Origin of the sequence: Mesorhizobium sp. LNHC232B00 (genome assembly GCF_000502435.1) — a bacterium.
Lineage (GTDB): Bacteria > Pseudomonadota > Alphaproteobacteria > Rhizobiales > Rhizobiaceae > Mesorhizobium > Mesorhizobium opportunistum.
Genome location: NZ_AYWP01000048.1, coordinates 1 through 18703, shown reverse-complemented (window position 1 = coordinate 18703; position 18703 = coordinate 1). Strand labels below are relative to the sequence as shown.

12 protein-coding genes and 2 pseudogenes are annotated in these 18703 nt (G+C 57.5%); 4 read left to right on the top strand and 10 right to left on the bottom strand.

Going from position 1 to position 18703, the window contains the following annotated elements; all coding sequences use genetic code 11:
• Positions 1-25: 25 nt before the first annotated feature.
• From X743_RS1000000173790 to X743_RS01000000169635, 10 genes and pseudogenes are all read right to left on the bottom strand, one after another.
• Complete coding sequence (locus X743_RS1000000173790; RefSeq protein ID WP_023769116.1) at positions 26-517, bottom strand: hypothetical protein; 492 nt, start codon at positions 515-517, stop codon at positions 26-28.
• A gap of 39 nt (positions 518-556) precedes the next feature.
• Complete coding sequence (locus X743_RS1000000173785; protein ID WP_023769115.1) at positions 557-964, bottom strand: hypothetical protein; 408 nt, start codon at positions 962-964, stop codon at positions 557-559.
• Positions 957-1601 (bottom strand): TauD/TfdA family dioxygenase, encoded by a 645-nt coding sequence (locus X743_RS139405; RefSeq protein WP_245264346.1) that lies wholly within the window; start codon positions 1599-1601, stop codon positions 957-959. Before X743_RS139405 ends, X743_RS1000000173785 begins: the two co-directional genes overlap by 8 nt.
• A gap of 53 nt (positions 1602-1654) precedes the next feature.
• Positions 1655-4630 carry a TrlF family AAA-like ATPase gene (locus tag X743_RS139410; RefSeq protein WP_031258738.1) on the bottom strand — a complete coding sequence of 992 codons (2976 nt, stop codon included), beginning with the start codon at positions 4628-4630 and terminating at the stop codon, positions 1655-1657.
• 59 nt (positions 4631-4689) lie between these two features.
• Positions 4690-5253 (bottom strand): hypothetical protein, encoded by a 564-nt coding sequence (locus X743_RS0137500; RefSeq protein ID WP_156934561.1) that lies wholly within the window; start codon positions 5251-5253, stop codon positions 4690-4692.
• 439 nt (positions 5254-5692) lie between these two features.
• Entirely contained in the window at positions 5693-6664 is a 972-nt protein-coding gene (locus tag X743_RS139415; RefSeq protein WP_156934560.1) for a DUF4238 domain-containing protein, read from the bottom strand.
• 290 nt (positions 6665-6954) lie between these two features.
• Positions 6955-7596, bottom strand: coding sequence for a hypothetical protein (locus X743_RS139420; RefSeq protein WP_023769110.1), 642 nt, complete (start codon positions 7594-7596; stop codon positions 6955-6957).
• Positions 7597-7902, bottom strand: a complete 306-nt coding sequence (locus X743_RS139425) for a hypothetical protein (protein WP_156934559.1) — start codon at positions 7900-7902, stop codon at positions 7597-7599. It lies immediately after the preceding gene.
• 171 nt (positions 7903-8073) lie between these two features.
• On the bottom strand, positions 8074-8805 hold the full coding sequence (locus X743_RS139430; RefSeq protein ID WP_156934558.1) for a hypothetical protein: 732 nt from the start codon (positions 8803-8805) through the stop codon (positions 8074-8076).
• Between the two features lie 235 nt (positions 8806-9040).
• Positions 9041-9633, bottom strand: a pseudogene (locus X743_RS01000000169635) (DNA repair exonuclease); the annotation flags it as partial.
• Between the two features lie 289 nt (positions 9634-9922).
• On the opposite strand from X743_RS01000000169635, the gene X743_RS139440 reads away from it, so the two are divergent.
• From X743_RS139440 to X743_RS139455, 4 genes and pseudogenes are all read left to right on the top strand, one after another.
• Complete coding sequence (locus X743_RS139440; RefSeq protein WP_023769104.1) at positions 9923-11812, top strand: ATP-binding protein; 1890 nt, start codon at positions 9923-9925, stop codon at positions 11810-11812.
• A gap of 71 nt (positions 11813-11883) precedes the next feature.
• Positions 11884-12465 carry a hypothetical protein gene (locus X743_RS139445; RefSeq protein ID WP_156934557.1) on the top strand — a complete coding sequence of 194 codons (582 nt, stop codon included), beginning with the start codon at positions 11884-11886 and terminating at the stop codon, positions 12463-12465.
• Positions 12383-14111 (top strand): annotated as a pseudogene (locus X743_RS139450) (DUF6119 family protein). The gene X743_RS139445 and the pseudogene X743_RS139450 overlap by 83 nt, the downstream one beginning before the upstream one ends.
• A gap of 151 nt (positions 14112-14262) precedes the next feature.
• Positions 14263-18117, top strand: a complete 3855-nt coding sequence (locus X743_RS139455; protein ID WP_023769100.1) for a hypothetical protein — start codon at positions 14263-14265, stop codon at positions 18115-18117.
• The last annotated feature ends 586 nt before the right edge of the window (positions 18118-18703 follow it).

Genomic DNA, 18703 nt, shown 5'->3' with positions numbered 1-18703 from the left:
AGGTGCGGGAACATTCGTCAGCGCATTAATCATTGCCGTAGTCAGGCTCATGCTCCATCTCGCGCTCTTGCCGATCTTCATGGATGTCGTCCAAACCTGCGGCTTCAATTTCGGCGCTACCGGTAAGCGTTAGATCGCACGTCGGGCAGCGGAACTCTTCGCCAACGAATTCGCGGTCAACGATCTCCCAGATGACCCCCTCATCTTGTTCCTCGCTGATGTCTTCGCCGGTTTGCTCACCGGTTGTGAAGGCGCGGCACTTGCAAGCCGGGCAGCTCTCCGTCCAAATCCCGTCATAGTCCGCCGCAAAGAGGTCCCTTTGATGCTGTGGCTGCCGCAATAGGGCCTCGGCCGCCAAGCGCTCACGCTCAGCCTTCTTCAACGCCTCGAACTGTTCCTTGGCAGCCTCGACGCGAAGCTTGACCGCCGACTTAAGGGCTTGGGCAGCCTCGTCAAGCAATTGGCGCGGAGCCTTTGCATCGACGGCGCCCAGCCACTGCTCCAGCGAAGCTCCCATCTGGTGAAGGATCGTATCGCATGCATGCCAATAGCGCGCCTACCAAGCGTCGAGCCGCATGGTACGAAATGGGAGGTCGGCCGAGTGGAGTTCCGTGTTACGACGCTCCGCGATCTCTTGGCAGAATTTTTGGATGGTCTTGTCGAACCTCGGAACAAGGTGCGCAAGGCGCTCAAACAAGGTTTTTGCAGATATAGTTTTCACATCGGTCGTAACATTGATGCCGGCGGCAACGAACATGGACTGCCAGTGGGTCGGATCCACAACGAGGCTCGGGTGCTTGCGCGCAAGCGCGGCTTTGCCAAGCAGTTCGAGTGCGAGCGAAGGCCAAAGCTGGTATTCGTCGAGTTCGCCAGCGGCTTTTCTGGTTAGAGCGCGGCTAATATAAACCTTCGACTTCGCATGTAGCGCGTCGCCGTTGATAGCAATGAAGACGTCGTTAGGCATCAATGAGAACCCTCGCTAGACGCCGGCCGGAGCCTTGGTCTGTCGGCCCGCGCCCATGCAGGACGCGCCAGTTGTCGATAACTAAGATCTCGCCCTGGCGCCAATGGTGGACTTCCGGGGAGCCGCTGGCCAACCGATGCTCCATAAGCCTCAGAGCTGCCTCCCCGCGCTGATCAACGGCTTCAAGACAGCCAGGATCGTATCGGAGGAAGGCGCGATCGGGGGACAGAATCGTCGAGTAGAAGGAGCGCCGGCCGCTCCGAACGAGGATCGGAGCGCCTTCGAGAAGGTGAAGCTCATCCGGCGAAAAGCCGAGGGTTCGCCAATCGAGCAACATCGTCACCGCGCTGGGCGAACCGGGCTCGATGCACCCGAGAAGCAGATAACGGCAGGGTTTCGGTCGGTGGCTGAGCTCGGCGTGGAACGGCAAAGCGTTCAGCCCATAGCGCGCGCTCAAGGATCGAGGATGTGCTTGGTCGGCCGTTTGGGGTCGGACGAACTCCTGCAGCGCGCCGCCTCGGCCAGTAGTGCGCCTGCCGAGAAGGTCGCCCATGCGGCCGATTTCGCTGACGATGGCTTCGGCTTCTGCGACGCCTGCGACATGGCGGACCCAACCGCATTCAGCCAGCGTTGCCAAGAGCGGCTGGGGAGCGGTGATAGCAGTGTCCCTTGTGACCATCGTTGCCCGACCTATCGATCAAGACGAACACGAAGCCGCCGTGCGCGCTCACGGAAGGCGGCCTCGCCACCCTCAAGGATGTCACATACGGCTTTGCGGATTTCCGCGTTTTCCAGCCCGCCCGCCACATAGCTGATCGGCGGTAGACCGCCCGACGGATGGGGGCCAGCTTCGGCTACAATAATCTGGTCAGCATCGGTGTTGATGACGAGATTGGCGTTGTGCGTAACAATAATGACCTGTCGCTTCGACTTGGCCGCGACGAACAGCGCCACCAGCTCGTCAAACACCGACTTCGGATCAAGATTTTCCTCCGGTTGGTCGATGATCAACGGACGATCGTCTGAATCGTCAAGAGCGAGGTAGAGCAGCAAAAGGACGATGCCACGCGTGCCGGGTGAGAGCTTCCGGATGTCGACGCCGTCATAGGAGATCTCGTACCGAACGGTGATGTGGTCGGTCCCGAAAAGCCAGTGCGCGAATTGCTTCGACCAGGCGCGAAACTCGGCTTGTTGCGTGGGCGCATAAGGCGCGTGCGAGAGAAGGTCATTGGCGTATTTTCCAATGAAGGCTGTCATCGCAGCCTGAACCTCCGCCGCCGAGCCCGTCTCCCACGCGGGTTTAAGTGCCTCCGTAGCGGCAGTAATGAGCGAGCGGCGGCCGTAGAAGGGGCCGGCCTTGCGTCTGTCGAGGAGTTCTTCCTCCGCTACCGAGCCCCACGTTTCGACGTCGGCGATCCTGCGAACCGAGAAGCTGAGCTTGTTGAGGGTGCCCGATGCCGCTGCAAGCCTAGCCATCAGCGGCGCGTAGAGACCGGCAAGCGCGTTCTGTTCGTTTATGATCGCCTCGAAAACCCGTCCGTACGTGTCATCGCGCTCGTTCTGAAGCTCCCTCCGTCGCGCTGCCGCCCCTTGTGCATCAGTGAGCCTGAGTTCGAGGGCCTGAAGCGCAGAATTCTCTTGGGCGATGCGGCCGGTCAGCGCCGTGTATTGGTCCCGCACCAGCTTGTCAGCGCTAAATAGGGTCCCGAGGCGTGCCATCTCGGCGACGATCGGGGCGAGCGGAAGTGCCGATAGATCAGCATTGTCAGCAACCAGCGGGACGTTTGGATCGCCAGGCGGCGGCGGGACACCGTTGAGCTTCCGCACCTCGCCATCCGCCCACGCGATGTAACCCGCCAAGCTCTTGTCGACGTCGCCCTTGTAGATCAGCAGGAAGTCCTCCCACTGCTTGCCGTCCAAGCCGCTATTGGCGTGCCGCGCCTGGGCTTGACGGAGCATTTCCGGTGCGCCAGTGGCACGCATGCTCCGCGCCTCGTCCTGCAGGGCGACGAAGGTGCGGCGCTGATTTCCAAATGCCTGGATCTTGTTTCGAAGATTCTGGGCCGCCGCGCTGAGTTGGGTGTGGCGGGCCACCTGCGCTTCAGTTCCTTTGACAACGAGTTTGGCGCGGTCGGTCGTGTAGTCCTCGATCATTTTCCTCTTCTGTGCGGCCTGCGTAGCCAGCGTGGCAACGAGGCTTTCTTTCTCGAACTCGCTGGCGATGCGGTCGGAGACGTCCGAGATCGCGCCGGCTTCGCGCTCGCGTGCTTGCTGGAACCGTGCAGTCTGCTGGTCGCGCAACTCGGCGAAGTCGGTTGCCCAATCACGATCTTCTTGCGAATGCGACTCGAAGATCACGCGTTCAATCTCGTCCACGAGACCATCGGAAACGCCCTTAGCCGAGCAAAGTTCTTCGACGAACTGCTGGGAGAGATAGCGGGCACGCGGAAAGGTCATATGGCCGTTGGCGTCGCTGCCGTCGAGGGAGCGCGTGACTGTCGAGCCGCCGCCCCAGGTGAGCGTCGTCGTCGCGTTGCCGATCAGCCTGCGGGCTCGCGCCAGGAAGGACGGGCTGATATTCTCGTCCGCATCCCACCCGGAGGACGAAATTGCATCGCAACCTGCCGCAATAACGTCGGCCAGGGCGGTTTTGCCCGATCCTCGCGCTCCAATAATTGCTACGAGACCAGGATTGAGGGGGATATCAGGCGTGGTGGCCCAGTCCGCATTGTCGATCCTGACGTGCGAGATGACCTGCGAGGGCATTGCCGACCGCGGCGGCTGCTCGCCGACATAGGCGCGGCCCTCCGGGTCGATACAAGCCTGGCGAAGCGAATCGAACTCCAAGCCGCCCTTGATCCATGAGAACCGATTATCGACTGGCTGGCCCACTGATATCTGGTCGTGGGAGTCGCTCCCGTGAAGACAAGGCTTGCAGCCATCATATCTCGAGCGCAGCTCTTCGACGGTCACGCCCCGCTGGCCAAGCCAGAATTCCCTCTGCGCCGGGCTGCTCGAGAAGATGATATGGGCGAATTTCTCGATTTCCTGGCGTATGGTGGCGTCGGCGGCCTGCCGAAGACCAGACGTGCCATCACCGGCGGCACCGGCGACGGCGATCAATATGTTCTTCTTTGCCCATTCGCTTTCGTGGATGACCTTGCGCAGGAGGTCGAAATTGACCTTGACCTGGGTCGCACCATACCGAAGAGCGGCGCCGTCATCTATGATTGTCGCGTCGGCGCGCCTTCCAAGCTTGATGAGCTCTTCGCGTGAGCAGTCGTAACGATCGTTGTGCGCGCCAAATTGCAGGCGCTTGAGTATGCGTTTGACCTCATCGACATGGCTCGGATCTTCGGGGCTGACCAGCAAATGGATGTTCACGAAGCCGGATTTTGCCGCCACATCGAGGCGCAACTCGATGTTCGGGAAGATCAGCTTTACACCGGGCAACCGGCCAGCAGCTTTGTGTTTGAGGAATTCCTCGTAGGTGTCGGTGACGTAGTATTCGGTGACGGCGATCGCCTCAATCTTGGGCGTCACGCTTTCGAGCGTCGTCAGATAGAAATTCCAGGGATCGGTGGCTCCGAACTGGTTGTTGAGAATAGTGCCAGGCGCATGAATGTGCGGCTCCCACCGATGCCATTCTGAACCGCGACTGATCAACGCTTCCGTCTTCTTGTCATCGTCGCCTTGCACTACGCTTTACTCCTGCATACCGAACATTACTGAATGAAAAGGCCTTGCGCGTAGGCAGTAAGGTCGTCATCGACATCCCCACCTCGATAGGCCACAACATCTGCCACCACGGCCCTTGCGCAATCGATAATCAAATGCAGGCCTACCGTGTAGTCGTAGTCTCCAGCCATTGTGAGACCGCGGAGCTTCGCTACGTCGAGGTCCAGTCCCCTCCGATTGCCAGCCTTTTTCACCTCAACAACCGCACAGTTGTAGTGGGTCCGCCTGCGATGGACGATGATGTCGGGAAAGATCGTTAGAGCCGACGTATCATCCGGAGATGTCATTAGTTCCTCCGGCCGAGGTAGGTTCTTCGTCGCGTCCCCTAACCGATTGTATTCGCAGTCGGTATGCCACTGATCGAAGTAGGGCGCGATGTGAACTGCCAGATGGTGCGTCAAACTGCGCTCGTTGACACCAACTTCCAAGAGATCGGTTTCGCCTGCGAGAAATGCATGCGTGGCCTTTGCAATTCTAGCAATCGTTTCCTGTGGTGCAGGGAAATCCTTCGGACGAGCGGAATCCGCCCACATTTCAGGTTCTGTTGCCACTAGCCAAACCTCCAAGCTCTCCATCGTAACACTATAGCATTCTACCTGCGACATCTGGCGTATATTTGCGAAATACCGCTTTTTACCTGCACCTGCCAGAGCAAGCACGTTTCCAATGGTTGCCTAGGTGCGTTACACGAAAGTTACGTGAAAGGCAGACGGCAGGACAGAAATTCACGTAACCAATTGAAAGATTTGGTGCCGGCAGAGAGGATCGAACTCCCGACCTTCGGTTTACAAAAGAGGTGGCGGCAAAAGTATTGGACTAAGCGGTTTTCAGAAGCGATCATCATGAGATCGCTTTATCCGCGACGATTTGTGTAAGCAAAATCAAGCCGTAGCGACATCCAACACAGATAAGGTACTGCCATCGGTGATGGCGCTGGACGGCCGGACCGATACCCAATCGGGCGTCGTGGTCGAGATGCCGGGCGCGCAATCACTTGGATTCTGCTGCCCGGTCACGACGGAACGCCTGAAGGCGTTCGAGATGCGATGCTGGCCTGCTAATGCCGAGATGCCTGGTGACGAACGATTTATGCCGGTCATCTCGACCATAAACTAGTTCCGTGGCACCCTCCGTAATTTGCAGATTCACCCACCGCGCAAGTTCTGTTTGCGTCTTCCTTCTCAGGAAGTTGGAGTGGTGACGGCTGAAAACCGACACAAACAGATGCCGGGGGCCGATAGGCAGCACGATATACGAATTACTACGGTTAAACTGATCTGTCGTCAGCACGGGCCTATCGGATGTCAGCAGTTCAAAATCCGAGGATTCGAGCGACACGATTGACCAGTACATCTTCCGAATCGTGCTCGAGACATTCTCGTGCGTAATCATCCGTTTCGCTATCGACATAGCGGATTCCTCATAAACCGAGGAATCTTGCATATCCAAAAACTCCCTCAGCGATTCCGGATCACCAAGGCGCCGGAACTCTGAATATCGGGCTTCCATGTCCGGAATAGAAAGTATCCAGTCGTCGCGAACGTTTGTTTTTAAGGTACGGATATCGCAAGGCATACGAAACTCAAGGCTCAACAGGAACTGCGTCCAGGCTTGGCGGTGGTGAGTGGAAAGCGTGTCACCATGCTCGTACTTCAACATTAGCTGCATGGCTTGGGCAGCGCCGCTGTCGACCGGCGCCAGAAACGTGCTCTCAAACTCCTGCGCCACAGCTGGCGCCATACCCTTCATCTCATAGAGGCGATGAACATAGCCAGTGGCCGCCGGGTACACCGACTTTACGCGAACTTCGCCGTCAAAAGCTTTCCTGTATTCGACAAGCTTCTTGTCGGCGGTGCGCATCCATCGCTTAAGGTAAAAGATCGGCAGAAAATGATGTTTCAACGGATCTGGCATGACGTGGCGATTATCCGACCACCAATCCACGTTGAAGCCTGTTAACAAGCTTTTTTCCAGTACTTCTCCCAGGTCACTGCCCTATCCCGCGTTCGAGCGTAGAGTGGAAACTACGGTGACAGCGCATTTTGGCCGCAGGTGCCGCTGATAATGTGATCGGCCCAGGCTCCAATGATTGCATTAAGTCTCGTGCCATCGCCCACAAAAATGCCGGTAAGGGTCAAGCCGCTGAGAGTCCGCGCAGCGGCCGGGCACCCGCTGCCATCCCCCGATACGCATGCCACTCTGCTAGGCCCTCGGTTGCGTTTAGACCTCTTCCTCAGATCGGAAAGCTTGGCCTACTGTCCTGGGCCGGTTCTCGGGCGCTTGATACCAAAAAAGGCGGCCGCTTTGGTTCGGCTCAAACCTAGCACGTCGTTGAGGCGCTCGCGGGTCAGCGATGGTGCGCTCGCTCTCCGGTTCACATTGGAGTTGCCGCCATTGTCAAGGAACAGTGAAAGAAGTCCTCCGGCCGCGTCGGCGCCGCCAGGAAAGAAGATGCGCCCCAAGGTTGCTGCGGGGTCAGGGGACGAGAACAGGAGATATCTGGTTAACGAAACAGCATAGGCGTCACCATCCTGGAGGTGCAGAAGATGCTCGTCGATGTTCTTGACCAGTCGCTGTGAAGCCGCGATTAGCATAGAGAAATCGCTCAGCGTCGGCGGGCCACCTGCGCCATACCGTTGGAGCGCACCCTTCATGTCGGCGCCGCCAAACTCTTCCTTGAAAAAGTCAGCATGGCCTAGCAGCTGGGAGCGTTCGGTCCGAGAGAGCCCTTCTTTGTGTTCGAAATGGACGAACCGGTTGCGCCATGCGACTAACACCGCCACGGCCAGAACGTAAGCAGGGTGCACCGTGTCTTTATAATGCGCACACAGCGCCGCCACCCGCTCCGGCAACGTCGGTCGGCGTTCTTCGTTGAGTTCCTTGCGTCCGTTCAACTAATTGTCGAGTTCCGGAGACGTAAGTCCGGAAATGCGGCTGATGATACGCAAGTACTGGTCCAGGGCATCGACAATCGCCACCATCGTGCCGCGCAGGGCAAAATTGCGGGTCTCTAACCATTCCGCTTCCGTCGTTGGTTTGCTCCAAGAAACGACGAGGTCGCTCGGCTTCACAGCTTCGTTGCCCTTCAAGGTCTCTAAGGCGACCAAGAGGGTATTAAGCAGGCGGTTTGCGTCTCCTGCAGCCCTGCGGAATGCGATCATGGCCGGCGATTGTTCGAAGCAAATAGACGGTTCATGCATCAGCCCACACCCTTTGGTTGATATTGTGAAACAGGCGCGTCCCCCCATCGCGCCGATCTCACCGCTTGAGTGGACAATCGAATTCCCGGATCCTGCCTTTAAGGCGTTGCGCCACCACCTACCTTCTGACCAGGCTGGTTCTAGCTAGAAGGCCGCATCAGTTTTCGTCGCTCAAAAGCTCACCTTTGCTGCCCTTGCCGACTGGACCTCAACAAGCTTGTCCTGTTGTTCATGTTTGTAGTCGAAATCACTGTCGATTGCGGCAATGAAGCGGGAACCTGCAAAGTACCAATCGTGACTGGTGCCGTCCGTTTTAACAAGCCATTCACCTGCAACGTGGGTCGGTACGCTGTGAAACAGCAGCACGAGCGACGCAGCGAGGCCTTTCGAAATCAACTGGTTGAACTCGTCGATCTCAGCGGGAATCTGTCGGCCTAGACGGCGCCCGCGGCTGGCCATCTCGATTCGTTGTTCAATCTGTGCAGGAGTTAGGTGCACAAATTTTGAGGTAAGGCCATATAGCCTCCCCACCTCTTCGACCAATTGCGGCCGAAACGTCTCAGGCAAGAGCCGAAGGTCGAGGTTTCGTTGAACAGAGATTTTCTGCGACCACAACACGTACTCAAACTTATTCAGCTTTTCCTCAACTGTCAGGTTGTAGCCCTGCTGTTGCACGAAGCACAGCTTGATCGACGCCTCGATTAAGAACCGCAACTCCCTTTTCGCAACGCTTCCCAACGATTCCATTGCGAGGGTCATCAAGGAGGTAGCGGATTGAATCAGGTCTTCGCCGACGTGTGAGAGGAGATGATTGGCTCTAAAAGCCGGGTCGCGCGCCGTATTCATGAAAATGTAGAAAAGGCCCGCCACGTAGGAACGCACAATAAACTCGGTTTTTGACAACCTTTCCGCAAGGGAAGATCAGTAACTTGTGTTCTGGACTGCCCGATAGCCCCACTCCCCACAGCGCCTACCATTTACAAATCCCTTTTCAAAATCCGTCTTGAAATAGCGCCGCCGAATCACGGTTACATGAGCGTTACATGGCGCCACGGATAGCTCGTGTAATTCATGTAACGTGTCGAAAGACCTGGCGCACCCGGCGCGATTCGAACGCACGACCCCTTCCTTCGGAGACATGGATGTGCCCGAGGGCCCAGTAGTCGAAGCCATGGCTGTGCAGGTCAGCGACGCTGCAGGGGCATAGACGTCGTGGCCGGGCGATCCGGCCAAGCTCGTATGCATGATGCCGACATTAACCGCGCCCTCACGTGGGGCTGAATATTTGGGAAGCAGACTGTCCGGCGCCTTGGGGCTCGCGAAGCTCAAGCCATGGAACATGACGTCGAGCCCGCCGGCTGTGTGCAGCACCGACTGGGGACGGCCGCCGAAGATTGTGACCGTGTCCGAGAACACGAGCTGTTTCGATATCCGTGACATTGCGTCATGATTGCCACGGATCTTGAAAACGTTGATGCCGGCCTGGTGAAGCCGCGTCATCTGCGACGCCAGGAACCGCGCCGTTTTCATCGATGTCTGGTCGCCATCATAGAGATCGCCGGCAATGACCAGGGCATCGACACGTTCCGCAAGGCAGAGGTCAACTATGGAGATGAATGCCTGGCGGCTGGCGTCTCCGACGAGTTCGGCAAGGTCGGGGTTTCGCATCGCCAGCGAACGCAGCGGCGAGTCGAGATGAATATCGGCGGTGTGTACGAATCGAAATGCCATTGAGCGGTCTCCGCCCACCAACATACCGATGTTCTATCGCGGCGCGTTAGATGAATTTGACGATAAGCGGTGTTGGCTTTCTATCGCGTTGGACGATGTGATTGTTGAAACTCAACCGAGCTCGGCAAGGGAGAAACGTGAGGCTTGGGTTCACGGCGTCACAAAAATCACATTCGGCATGTACTGGGCGTTCAAGTGTTGGACACAGGAAATAGTATCGCCTGTTTCGTTGGATATTGACTTTTTACCCGATTACTTGTCGGAATGACGGCTGATTGGGGGAGATAAATTGACAGTTCAGGACGCGCAGGCGGCACCGCCTTCTCAGGTGACGGTTTGGGATGAGCTGGAGATTTGGGCGAAGGATTTCTCGCCCTGGCAAAAGCTGACACTTGCTTGGGCCGTGCGATATGGCGTTCTTGCTGCAGAGCAGATCGAGCAGGTCTATAGTGTGTTCCTGCATGGATTTGGGTTGGCGGACGAACCAAATCCCAAGCTAGGGATTCCGGCAACAACAACCGGCAAGGCGAGCGGGCTCGCCTCCCAAAAACCCCGGCTCTTGCGCATTCATGATGTCAGCGGCGTAAATGCGCTGACCCCATCCGCCGAGCTGGTCTTTTCGCCACAACTGACGCTTATTTATGGTGGAAACGGTGCTGGAAAAAGCGGCTTCGCGCGCATCCTGACGAATGTGTGTTTCAGCCGAACTCGGCACGCGATCATTCCCGACATTTATGACGATACCGCTCCAAAAAAAGCCTCGGCTACCATTGTGGTGGTTGATCACGCTGGCAACGAAATCCCTCTCGTCTTCGATGGAACGACGGAGCATGCCGAACTGAAGAGGTCTTTTGCAGTATTCGATAGTTCCGTCGCGGGAAAGCATTTGAAGGATTCGGGGCCTCTCGGCTTCAAGCCGGCTGGTTTTGACGTCTTTCCCGAGATGGCGAGGGTGTATGGTCTGTTGGCTCAAAAACTGGCCGCCGCCATCGTTGGGCGACCACAGCAAAACCGCTTTGTGAACGCGTTCATCGGAAACGTAACTGCCGCTTCGGCCGCTGTTGCTGAACTGGGGCCAAAGACCGACCTGGCGGCTCTGCGGAAGCTAGCGGAGTACGGTAAGGACGAAGAAGCCCGAGTTGAGGAAATCCAGCGTTTGACGCTGGAATTGCAATCCACCTCACCCGAAGAGAGCATTCGACGGCTCTCGGAAGCGCGTACGCCGGTCGAGGTTCTGCGTGACACCTTGAAGCAGCTACGCGCGGGCCTTTCGCAGACTGTGCGGGATGGGGCGAAAAGCCTACTTGCGGAATTCAACGACACCGCCAGGACGGTAGCGGCAACCGGTACGGCATCGTTTAAGTCGGAAAAGCTGAAGGGCGCCGGTGGGCCGGAATGGGAAAAACTCATTGCAGCCGCTCACAAGTCGGCTGCCCTTGAACACGATCATTATCCAAATGACGGCGACAGTTGTTTGCTTTGCCAGCAGCCGTTAAGCGAGCAGGCCGTTGAACTTTTTGGCCGATATTGGGAATTCCTCACCAGTACGGACCGAACGGCGCTGATGGCCTTGGACACCAAGATCAAGGCCAAGATCAAAGGTTTCGAGAGCCTAACCCTCGATATTTTCGGCGAAGACACGGTTGCGCGAACATATCTCAAGGCTGCGCATCCCTCACTCGATGAGCAGATTATTCAGCTCCTTGCCATCCTCAAGCTTGACCGAGATGCCATCGTTGTAGCCTTGCAAAAGGCGGGAGAGACATTTCCAGGCGACGGCACCATGGATTTGACGCCGGCTTTTGAGGCTGTGATTACAAAGATTGACGCGGATATAGCAGATTTGAAGCTTCTCAGTGTCGCGGATGCCATCGCCAAGCTCGACGCAGAGAGGGTGGAGCTTCGTCATCGCGAAGTTCTAAGCAAGAATCTCGATGACATCGAAAAATACGTATCGGATCTCAAATGGTGTGAGGTCGCTGACTCTAAGGCCAAGCCGGCTTTGAGCCCCCGCCACCTTACCGAGAAGGAAAGTGAACTGTTTTCAAGGGTCATTGCCGAAACCTACAGGTCACGGCTCGCACAGGAATGCTCCGGACTCGAATGTGCCATCCCGGTCGAGTTTCGCACCAAAGGCCAGAAGGGGCAGACGATCCGCTCGCTTGCCATCCCAAACTGAGCGTGGCAGCGATTTTTCGCCCTTTCCGCACGTTGGCGCCATACATCCAATTTGTCGGCCGGATTCTGCGGGTGACCGTGCAGAACAGCCCGGGACACCCCGACAATTACGGCCACGTCGTCACCCACGCCGGCATGAACCTTGATGAACGGCTGCGTGAATTCAAGCTGTTCGAAAGCGATGATCAGAAGTTCTGGGAAGATGTCATCGGAGGCAAGGTGCCTGAGCCGCCTGCGGAAGTGAAGTCGGGTGAAGCTAGGATGAAATTGTCCGAAGGAGTCGTGGTAAACTACGAAATCGTCGACTCATTGATCGAAGAACAGTTCACCTCCGCCGAGCAGGAGGACATCATAAAGGAACTACGTGAAAACCTCGAGAGGTTGGGGTTGGATCCGGACCAGGCCGACGCAATTGTGCTGGCGCGCTCGACCGAGCAGAAAACATCAAGGCGCAGCCGTATCAGAAACTACCCATCCGGGAATGGGAGATGCGCCGGAAGGGCCTCAATGACGAGGTCAACCGCGCCGCGAACCTGCTCGCAAATAGGCTGGGCATTAACCGCGCCGGGCGATGGAGGGGACCGGGGTAGAGCTAGCGCAGATAACCTTCTTTCTGGCGAAAGAGGGCGTTACCATGGGCTCGATCATCGATGAAGAGGCCGACTTGGCGGGCGAGAAGGCGGTCCAGTCGTTCGACTTCGGCGTGGAGGATGCAGCCTGCCGCTTCATCTATTTCGAAGCGATGTCTGTTCGGAAGAATCCACCGTGGCTCGATTTCATCAATGAGCAATTAGGCGATGCGCCGATTACCTTCGGCACGACCAGCTTGAGCCCCAATGGTTTACTCCTGATCTCGATCGATGAGCGGGTATTCGCTGCGGTATTCGGCCGAAGCGCAACCGGCTGCCTGAACAGAAAGATGCTCGAACCAGATTTCGGCATCAAGACCGCGATGAACATGTGCGGCAATCAGGAAATTCGCCAAACGCGCAGTCAGAGCAATACCATCACGCCGACCCATATCGACCGCCAGGCCGCTAAGCCGTCCGACAGCTTCGTGTTTGGCTTGAGCGAGGCGGAGGACCTGCGGTACATATCGGCGCACATCAAGGGCAGCCGAAACACCACCTTGCAAGGTCGTGACAGCCTGACAGTGAAGGTGATCGGCGAAGACAAGCTCAGCTGGGGGAAAATCATTGCCCAGTGCCAACAATTCTTTGAGCGCTTCGGCGCGCGGGACTACATCGCCCTATTCCCCAACTACCGCAATTTTCAGCCTGCATCGGATGAGGATTCAGCCATACTCGACGCGGTCTTGGTCGCGGCATTAAGAGCGAAGGATTACGGGAAAGTCGAGCTGTGCATTCCTGAGTTTCTTTCGGAGGAGGATTACAGCTTCTCCTATTCTAACAAGGCCAAGCTAGAAAACACGATCTATTCGTTCCTTGAGCCCAAGCAAATAGAGAAGGTGTTCAAGACGCCGGAGGCTATCACCGTTGAACACCTCCAGAACAAACGCATCTATGCCTATTCGGCGGCTGAGGACCGTGTCCTGGGTTATCGGCACTGGTCGATATACGATTGTCTGGTCTACGAGCACGAGCTCGATGGCCGCTATTTCATTCTGAACGATGGGCGCTGGGTTCAGGTCGATCCCGAGTTCCATAATTCCATTATCGAGTTTATCGCCAATCGTGTGCAGGAGGAAGCGCCGGAAGACTGGTATCTCAATATCGACATTACTGATGATGCCACAAAGACGAATAGTGAAGCGATCTTCAATGCGCAGATCGTCGACCTGCGTCCTATTCGACCGCGCCAAGCTCCAGATTGGTGTAGGCCGCAAGGACAAGGGTTGCGATGTTCTCGACCTACAAGACAACGGCGTGGTGCGGATAATAAATGCCAAACAGTACAAGGACGCGTCATCTATCAACTACCTGTTCTCTCAGGCAAAATTCTACTGCGAAGCGTTCCTCAACGATGAGACGTTTCTCGGTGAAATTAGAGAATTCATCGAGCAAGGCCCAAGCCCGCAACGGGCAGCGTATCTTGATTACATAAAGCCCGAAATTGAGAACAACCACGGCGCAGACTACGTTCTCTGCCTTTGGCTACTCTACGACAAGAGCAAGGCAGCACCGGCAAAGGGCGGCATCCCCCTCATAGCTCAATACGAGCTCAAGCTTATGCACGACCACCTGCGCAAGGTCTGCAAATTCCAAAACATCGTCATTCGTTTCATCCCCGTGAAGACGACGCGATACACACAATCGCGTAAGAATAAGGAAACTGCGTAACGCACTGGCATGCGCCCGCTCAGGCTTTGTGTTTTCGTTGGGACAGGAAACCATGACCATTAGCCACGGAACAAAAGGCCCGGCCGCAAAGCCTGGTCCGGTTAAGCGACCCAATAAGCCGCCTGCGGCTGGCGCGGCGCCAGGTTCTGGAATGAACTTTCAGGCGGCGGTGACAAGCATCGCCGCCGTGCATCTGCTATTTGCCACTCCCATCGGATGGCTGGCAGGTATCGCTGATGACACTCCGGTGGCGGTCTGGGCGGAGACCCATGGTCCCGGCGACGATGTCAGGATCGAACTCAAGAACGGCCTTCCGATCGAGGTACAGGCCAAGAAAGGGCTGTCACGAGGTGGCGCGCTCTGGGATACACTGCTCGCGTTGGCGAACGGCATTCACGGCAAGACGATCGCCTTCGGTGTTCTCGTCGTGGCACCGGATGCGAGCGGAACGATTCAAAACGATCTTGCCAAGGACATCCTGAAACTGGGCGGGGGGCGAACGGACGGCCTGTCGGACATCGGGGAAGATTTCGTCCGTCGCCTTATGGCGGCGAAGCTGCCTGTGGCTACGTCCTGCGCACACCTGCGCATCCAGGTCGTACATGCTCTCGATTCTGACCGGCTCAGCGTCGATTCAGCTCAAGATCGCCTTCGTTCACTGTGCGTAATACCCGCGGATGCGGTCAGCGCCTGGAACGCTCTCTATCGCGGCGCGATGAACCTAATCGAGCACAAAGGGCGTTGGGAGGTCGGCCACCTCCAGCGGCTCCTTAGCAGCAGTTCCATCGCTCTGCGACTCGAACAATCTACCGCAGGAATGTTGCAGACGCTTTGCAGGTGGGTCACAGGGCAGTGCCAATTCTTCTCTCTGCCCGGCCTGAAGAAACAGCTGCCACTTTCAGATCTCCTACCAATGCAGACTCTCCTGCAGAATGACGTGGCGAAAGCAGTAGGTCCCGCGGAAGCGCTCGAAAGCTATCATGCCAGTGGCAGAGATGCGCCGCGGCAACGCAGCGAGGCCTTCGACGCCGAGTTCACCGGGCTCTTTCACAGGCACTCAGTCGTCGTCGCAGGACCCGGCCTCGGGAAATCGACTCTCATCCTTCAACTCGCGCGTACTTACGCGAGTATGGGATTTCCAGTGCTTCGGGTATCGCTGAAGTCGCTCGCTGCGTCGGTGCGGGCCGGCGCGTCCTTTGAGGAAGGTCTCTACAAATGGGGCCTTGATTCCGCGCCCGTCAGCGTTGCCGCTTTTGAGGCGGCGAGACTCACTGACCTCGTGGTTCTTGCCGATGGGCTCGATGACTGTGGTGACCAGCACAATCCGATTGGCGACGCGCTCGCGGCGTTTGCAAAAAGCCACCCGAACGCCCGCATCGTCGTGACCACAAGGCCGATCGGCTATGAAACGCAGGCGCTCCTGCGTTGGCGTCACTATGACCTAAATGCGCCGGACGCCGACAAGGGCGCATCCAATCTTGGCGCGCTGGTGAAAGCCGCTGCCTCGACCGATGAACTGAGGAACTCAGCCAGCGAAATCGCCAAGCGCGAGCTCGGACGAAGCAAAGCCGCCGCAACGATCGCCTCAAGTCCGCAACTGCTGGGGATGGCTGCTTCCCTCATCGCCACCGAGGCGGCACTGCCGGTTTCCCGCGCTGCCCTGTACGAGCGCATGATTGCTTTGCTGTCGAAGAAGTCGCGCTATGCCGACGAGTCCGTCGGCGAGACCGTCCGGCAGCGGGTGATGGAGATCGTGGGGTGGATACTTGTCCGCGATCCGATCGCCAGCACCCAGTCGATCATCGATGAGTGTTGCCGCATCATTGCTCCCGAACTCGGGGTGACGCCGCTCGCGGCCTCCAGGCAGGTCGAGTCGGCCATCGGCTTTTGGGAAGCAGGTGGCCTGATCGAACGGCTCCATCATTCGGGAACGACTCTGATGACTTTCATCCACAAGAGCTTCGCCGAGTACGCCGCGGGTCGCTACCTCGTCGGCCTTGAAGGGACCGAGCGAGCGTCACAAATCGAAAAGGCAGTAGACGACGCATCTTGGAGCGAGGTAATCGGCTTTGCAGCGGGCATGAGTGTGGGCGATGAGATCGCCCGGCTTCTCGTGGCGCGGCAAGCGAGCGGCACACACGGTCAGATTCAGCGCGCTGTTGCCCTTCTGACCGACCCTGACGCCGAGATCACCGACTCCTACGCTGCAATTCTTGTCTCGGCTGCATTCGAAGCCGCGATCCGCGGGAACGATGAAGGCTTTGAGATTGGCATGGCCCTGGTCAGCCTTGCTCGCACACGTCCCAAGTTGGCCGGTCCGGCGGCTGGCAAGTATCTTGACGACGACGACGCGGTAGCTCGGTTGGTTGGTTGGGCTGCCGCCGTAAATGCAGGGCCGGAATGGTTCGACGCAACTGCGCTTCGGCGGGTACTCGCCGCACTTACCGCGGAGATTGTGCTTCCGCAACGAGGCTCTCTGCTGGGAGGATTGAGGCTAATCCTCCGCAAGGATCGCGATCTCTTGCAGGAGGTTGCCCTTGCTGCCCTGCGCATGGTTCCCGACGGGGAGGCTGAGGAGTTTTTGGCGACGGCCCTGGCCGGCGAGGCATTTCAAACCGTCGGCTTTCTCAGCAAGGTGGAGACAGAACTCGAGCGCCGCGGCCTGGCCGAGGTCAGGAAGCCATGGGCAAAAGGGTTGGAGAGCATGGCTTGGGCGGTCGGCAAGGTTGCCGATCCCTGGACCAAGGGCTCGCGTGCCACCCTTCAGGGCGTCGTCGATGCCCTCAAGACAGATACCGCAGCCGGTGGGTCGATCTCCGAGACCTATCCCTACGTTGCCAGCTTGCTGCGACTCGCCGGATTCTACGACGTCATCGCGGGTGATGTTGTCGCCTGGACACTCGCCTATGACGCTGCGGGGGTCAAAGAGGCACTGCGACTGCTGGCAATCGCCGGTGCCATGCCGGCCGACATGCTCGAAGCCGATGCGTTGGGTCTTTCCAATCATCTCGCAGCCGAACCAGACAAGGGTATCTTCAGCTTTGGCTTGCCGTCGGTCGATTTGCCCCCTTTGGCTTGGGAGAGGATTACTGCGGCCAGGCCCGATCGCGAGCTCTTGCTCAAAGCTCTTGCGCACAAGTCTGAATGGTTGGTCGAGGTGGCCGCGAGTGCGCTTGAGGCTGATCCGCCGGCTCTCGTCGATCTTCAGACTCGCCTAGCTGGAGCTAAGGATCTGGAACTCGCGGGCCTCGCCCATGTGATTGTCAGTCGCTATCCCTCGTTCGCCGTGGAAACCTTGCTTCCGGTTTTGAGTGGCCCGCCACGGCCCGGTCTCGAATATGTTCTCAGCAGCCTTGCGTTGCTCGATAGCGATCCAAGCGACAGCCTCCTGCTCGCTCTCGCGGAAGTGCTTGTCGGGAAGGATGTGCATGTGGCTAACTCGGGAGCCAAGCTCGCGCTCGAGCTGGTAAAACGCCAACGTTTCGCTGACAACGAGCTCCTGCAACGATCTTTCGAGCATTGGAAAATTCATGAAGAGCCCTACCCGAAGTCGGCTGGTGTTGTCCCCCGCAACCCAAGACCGTATCTTCTGGAAGCTCTGCTTCTTCTGGACGCGATCGACCATGGAAAACTCGTCGATCTTGTAAGCGACCCGCGATCCGACATACGGTCGCTCGCCGAATCACATTTAGAATCGCGGATCCGCGCGGCACCAGCGCTTCAGTGCCTTGCAGTCGACGCTTTGTTGCGGCGCGCCGTGCCCCCCGCATTCGCTGCAAAGCTCGTTTCCAGAATCACTTTCGACCCGGATCATGTCCGTGCGCTTTCAGTGCTTCTCTCCGATCAGGATCCGCGCTGGCGCCTGACAGGCATGAACCTGCTCGTCTCGCCGCCTATGCAACCCGACGAGGTCCACGCCTATGCCTGCAGGCTGGAACATGATCCTGAGATCGAGATACGCGAAAGGGCACACAAGCTGCTTAAGAGCACACCGCCGACGCCCTAGACTAGGCGCCCTCACTTGCTCGCGCTCCCATTTCGAGAGACTTTTCGCCGGTGATGCGCACTCTGGCGCGCCGCGACGATTGTGAGCCCTTTCAAACGGAAAAACCGCCCTGGTTAGACCGGGACGGTCATTGATTTATGATAGAATTGGTTGCGGGGACCCGATGTAAGTGTGCAAACGGCCTATAACGTCGAGTTAGCAAAGGAATTCGGTGGCAGCACTGTATTGACGGTATCCCTCTGGCGACTCGATCCCCTGCATCGAACGGCATGACCGGGGACCATCTGGGCCAGATCGAGGGCAATTGCTGCAGATAGTTTCGGGTGCGATGGCATTGTGCGAACAGAGAAATGATCGGGAACCGAACCAATCCACAGAAATATTTTGTTGGTATTTTTGTTGGTTAGCTCTGCCATTGCCGAGTCGTAACTATTTGACACCAAAACGAGATTTCCTTGGCTTGGATTCCGCCTCTGGGCACCATTTTTCCAAGGGTCCGTTCCGGACACATGGGTTACGGTTTATACCGGAGACATGGGTAACACTTTTGGCCCGAAAGGGTTTTGGAGTGGTTCGAGCCTGCATG

Coding starts and splice junctions, on each gene's coding strand:
- X743_RS1000000173790 (WP_023769116.1), bottom strand. CDS start 517: ATGGGAGCTTCGCTGGAGCAGTGGCTGGGCGCCGTCGATGCAAAGGCT.
- X743_RS1000000173785 (WP_023769115.1), bottom strand. CDS start 964: ATGCCTAACGACGTCTTCATTGCTATCAACGGCGACGCGCTACATGCG.
- X743_RS139425 (WP_156934559.1), bottom strand. CDS start 7,902: ATGCATGAACCGTCTATTTGCTTCGAACAATCGCCGGCCATGATCGCA.
- X743_RS139455 (WP_023769100.1), top strand. CDS start 14,263: ATGAACTTTCAGGCGGCGGTGACAAGCATCGCCGCCGTGCATCTGCTA.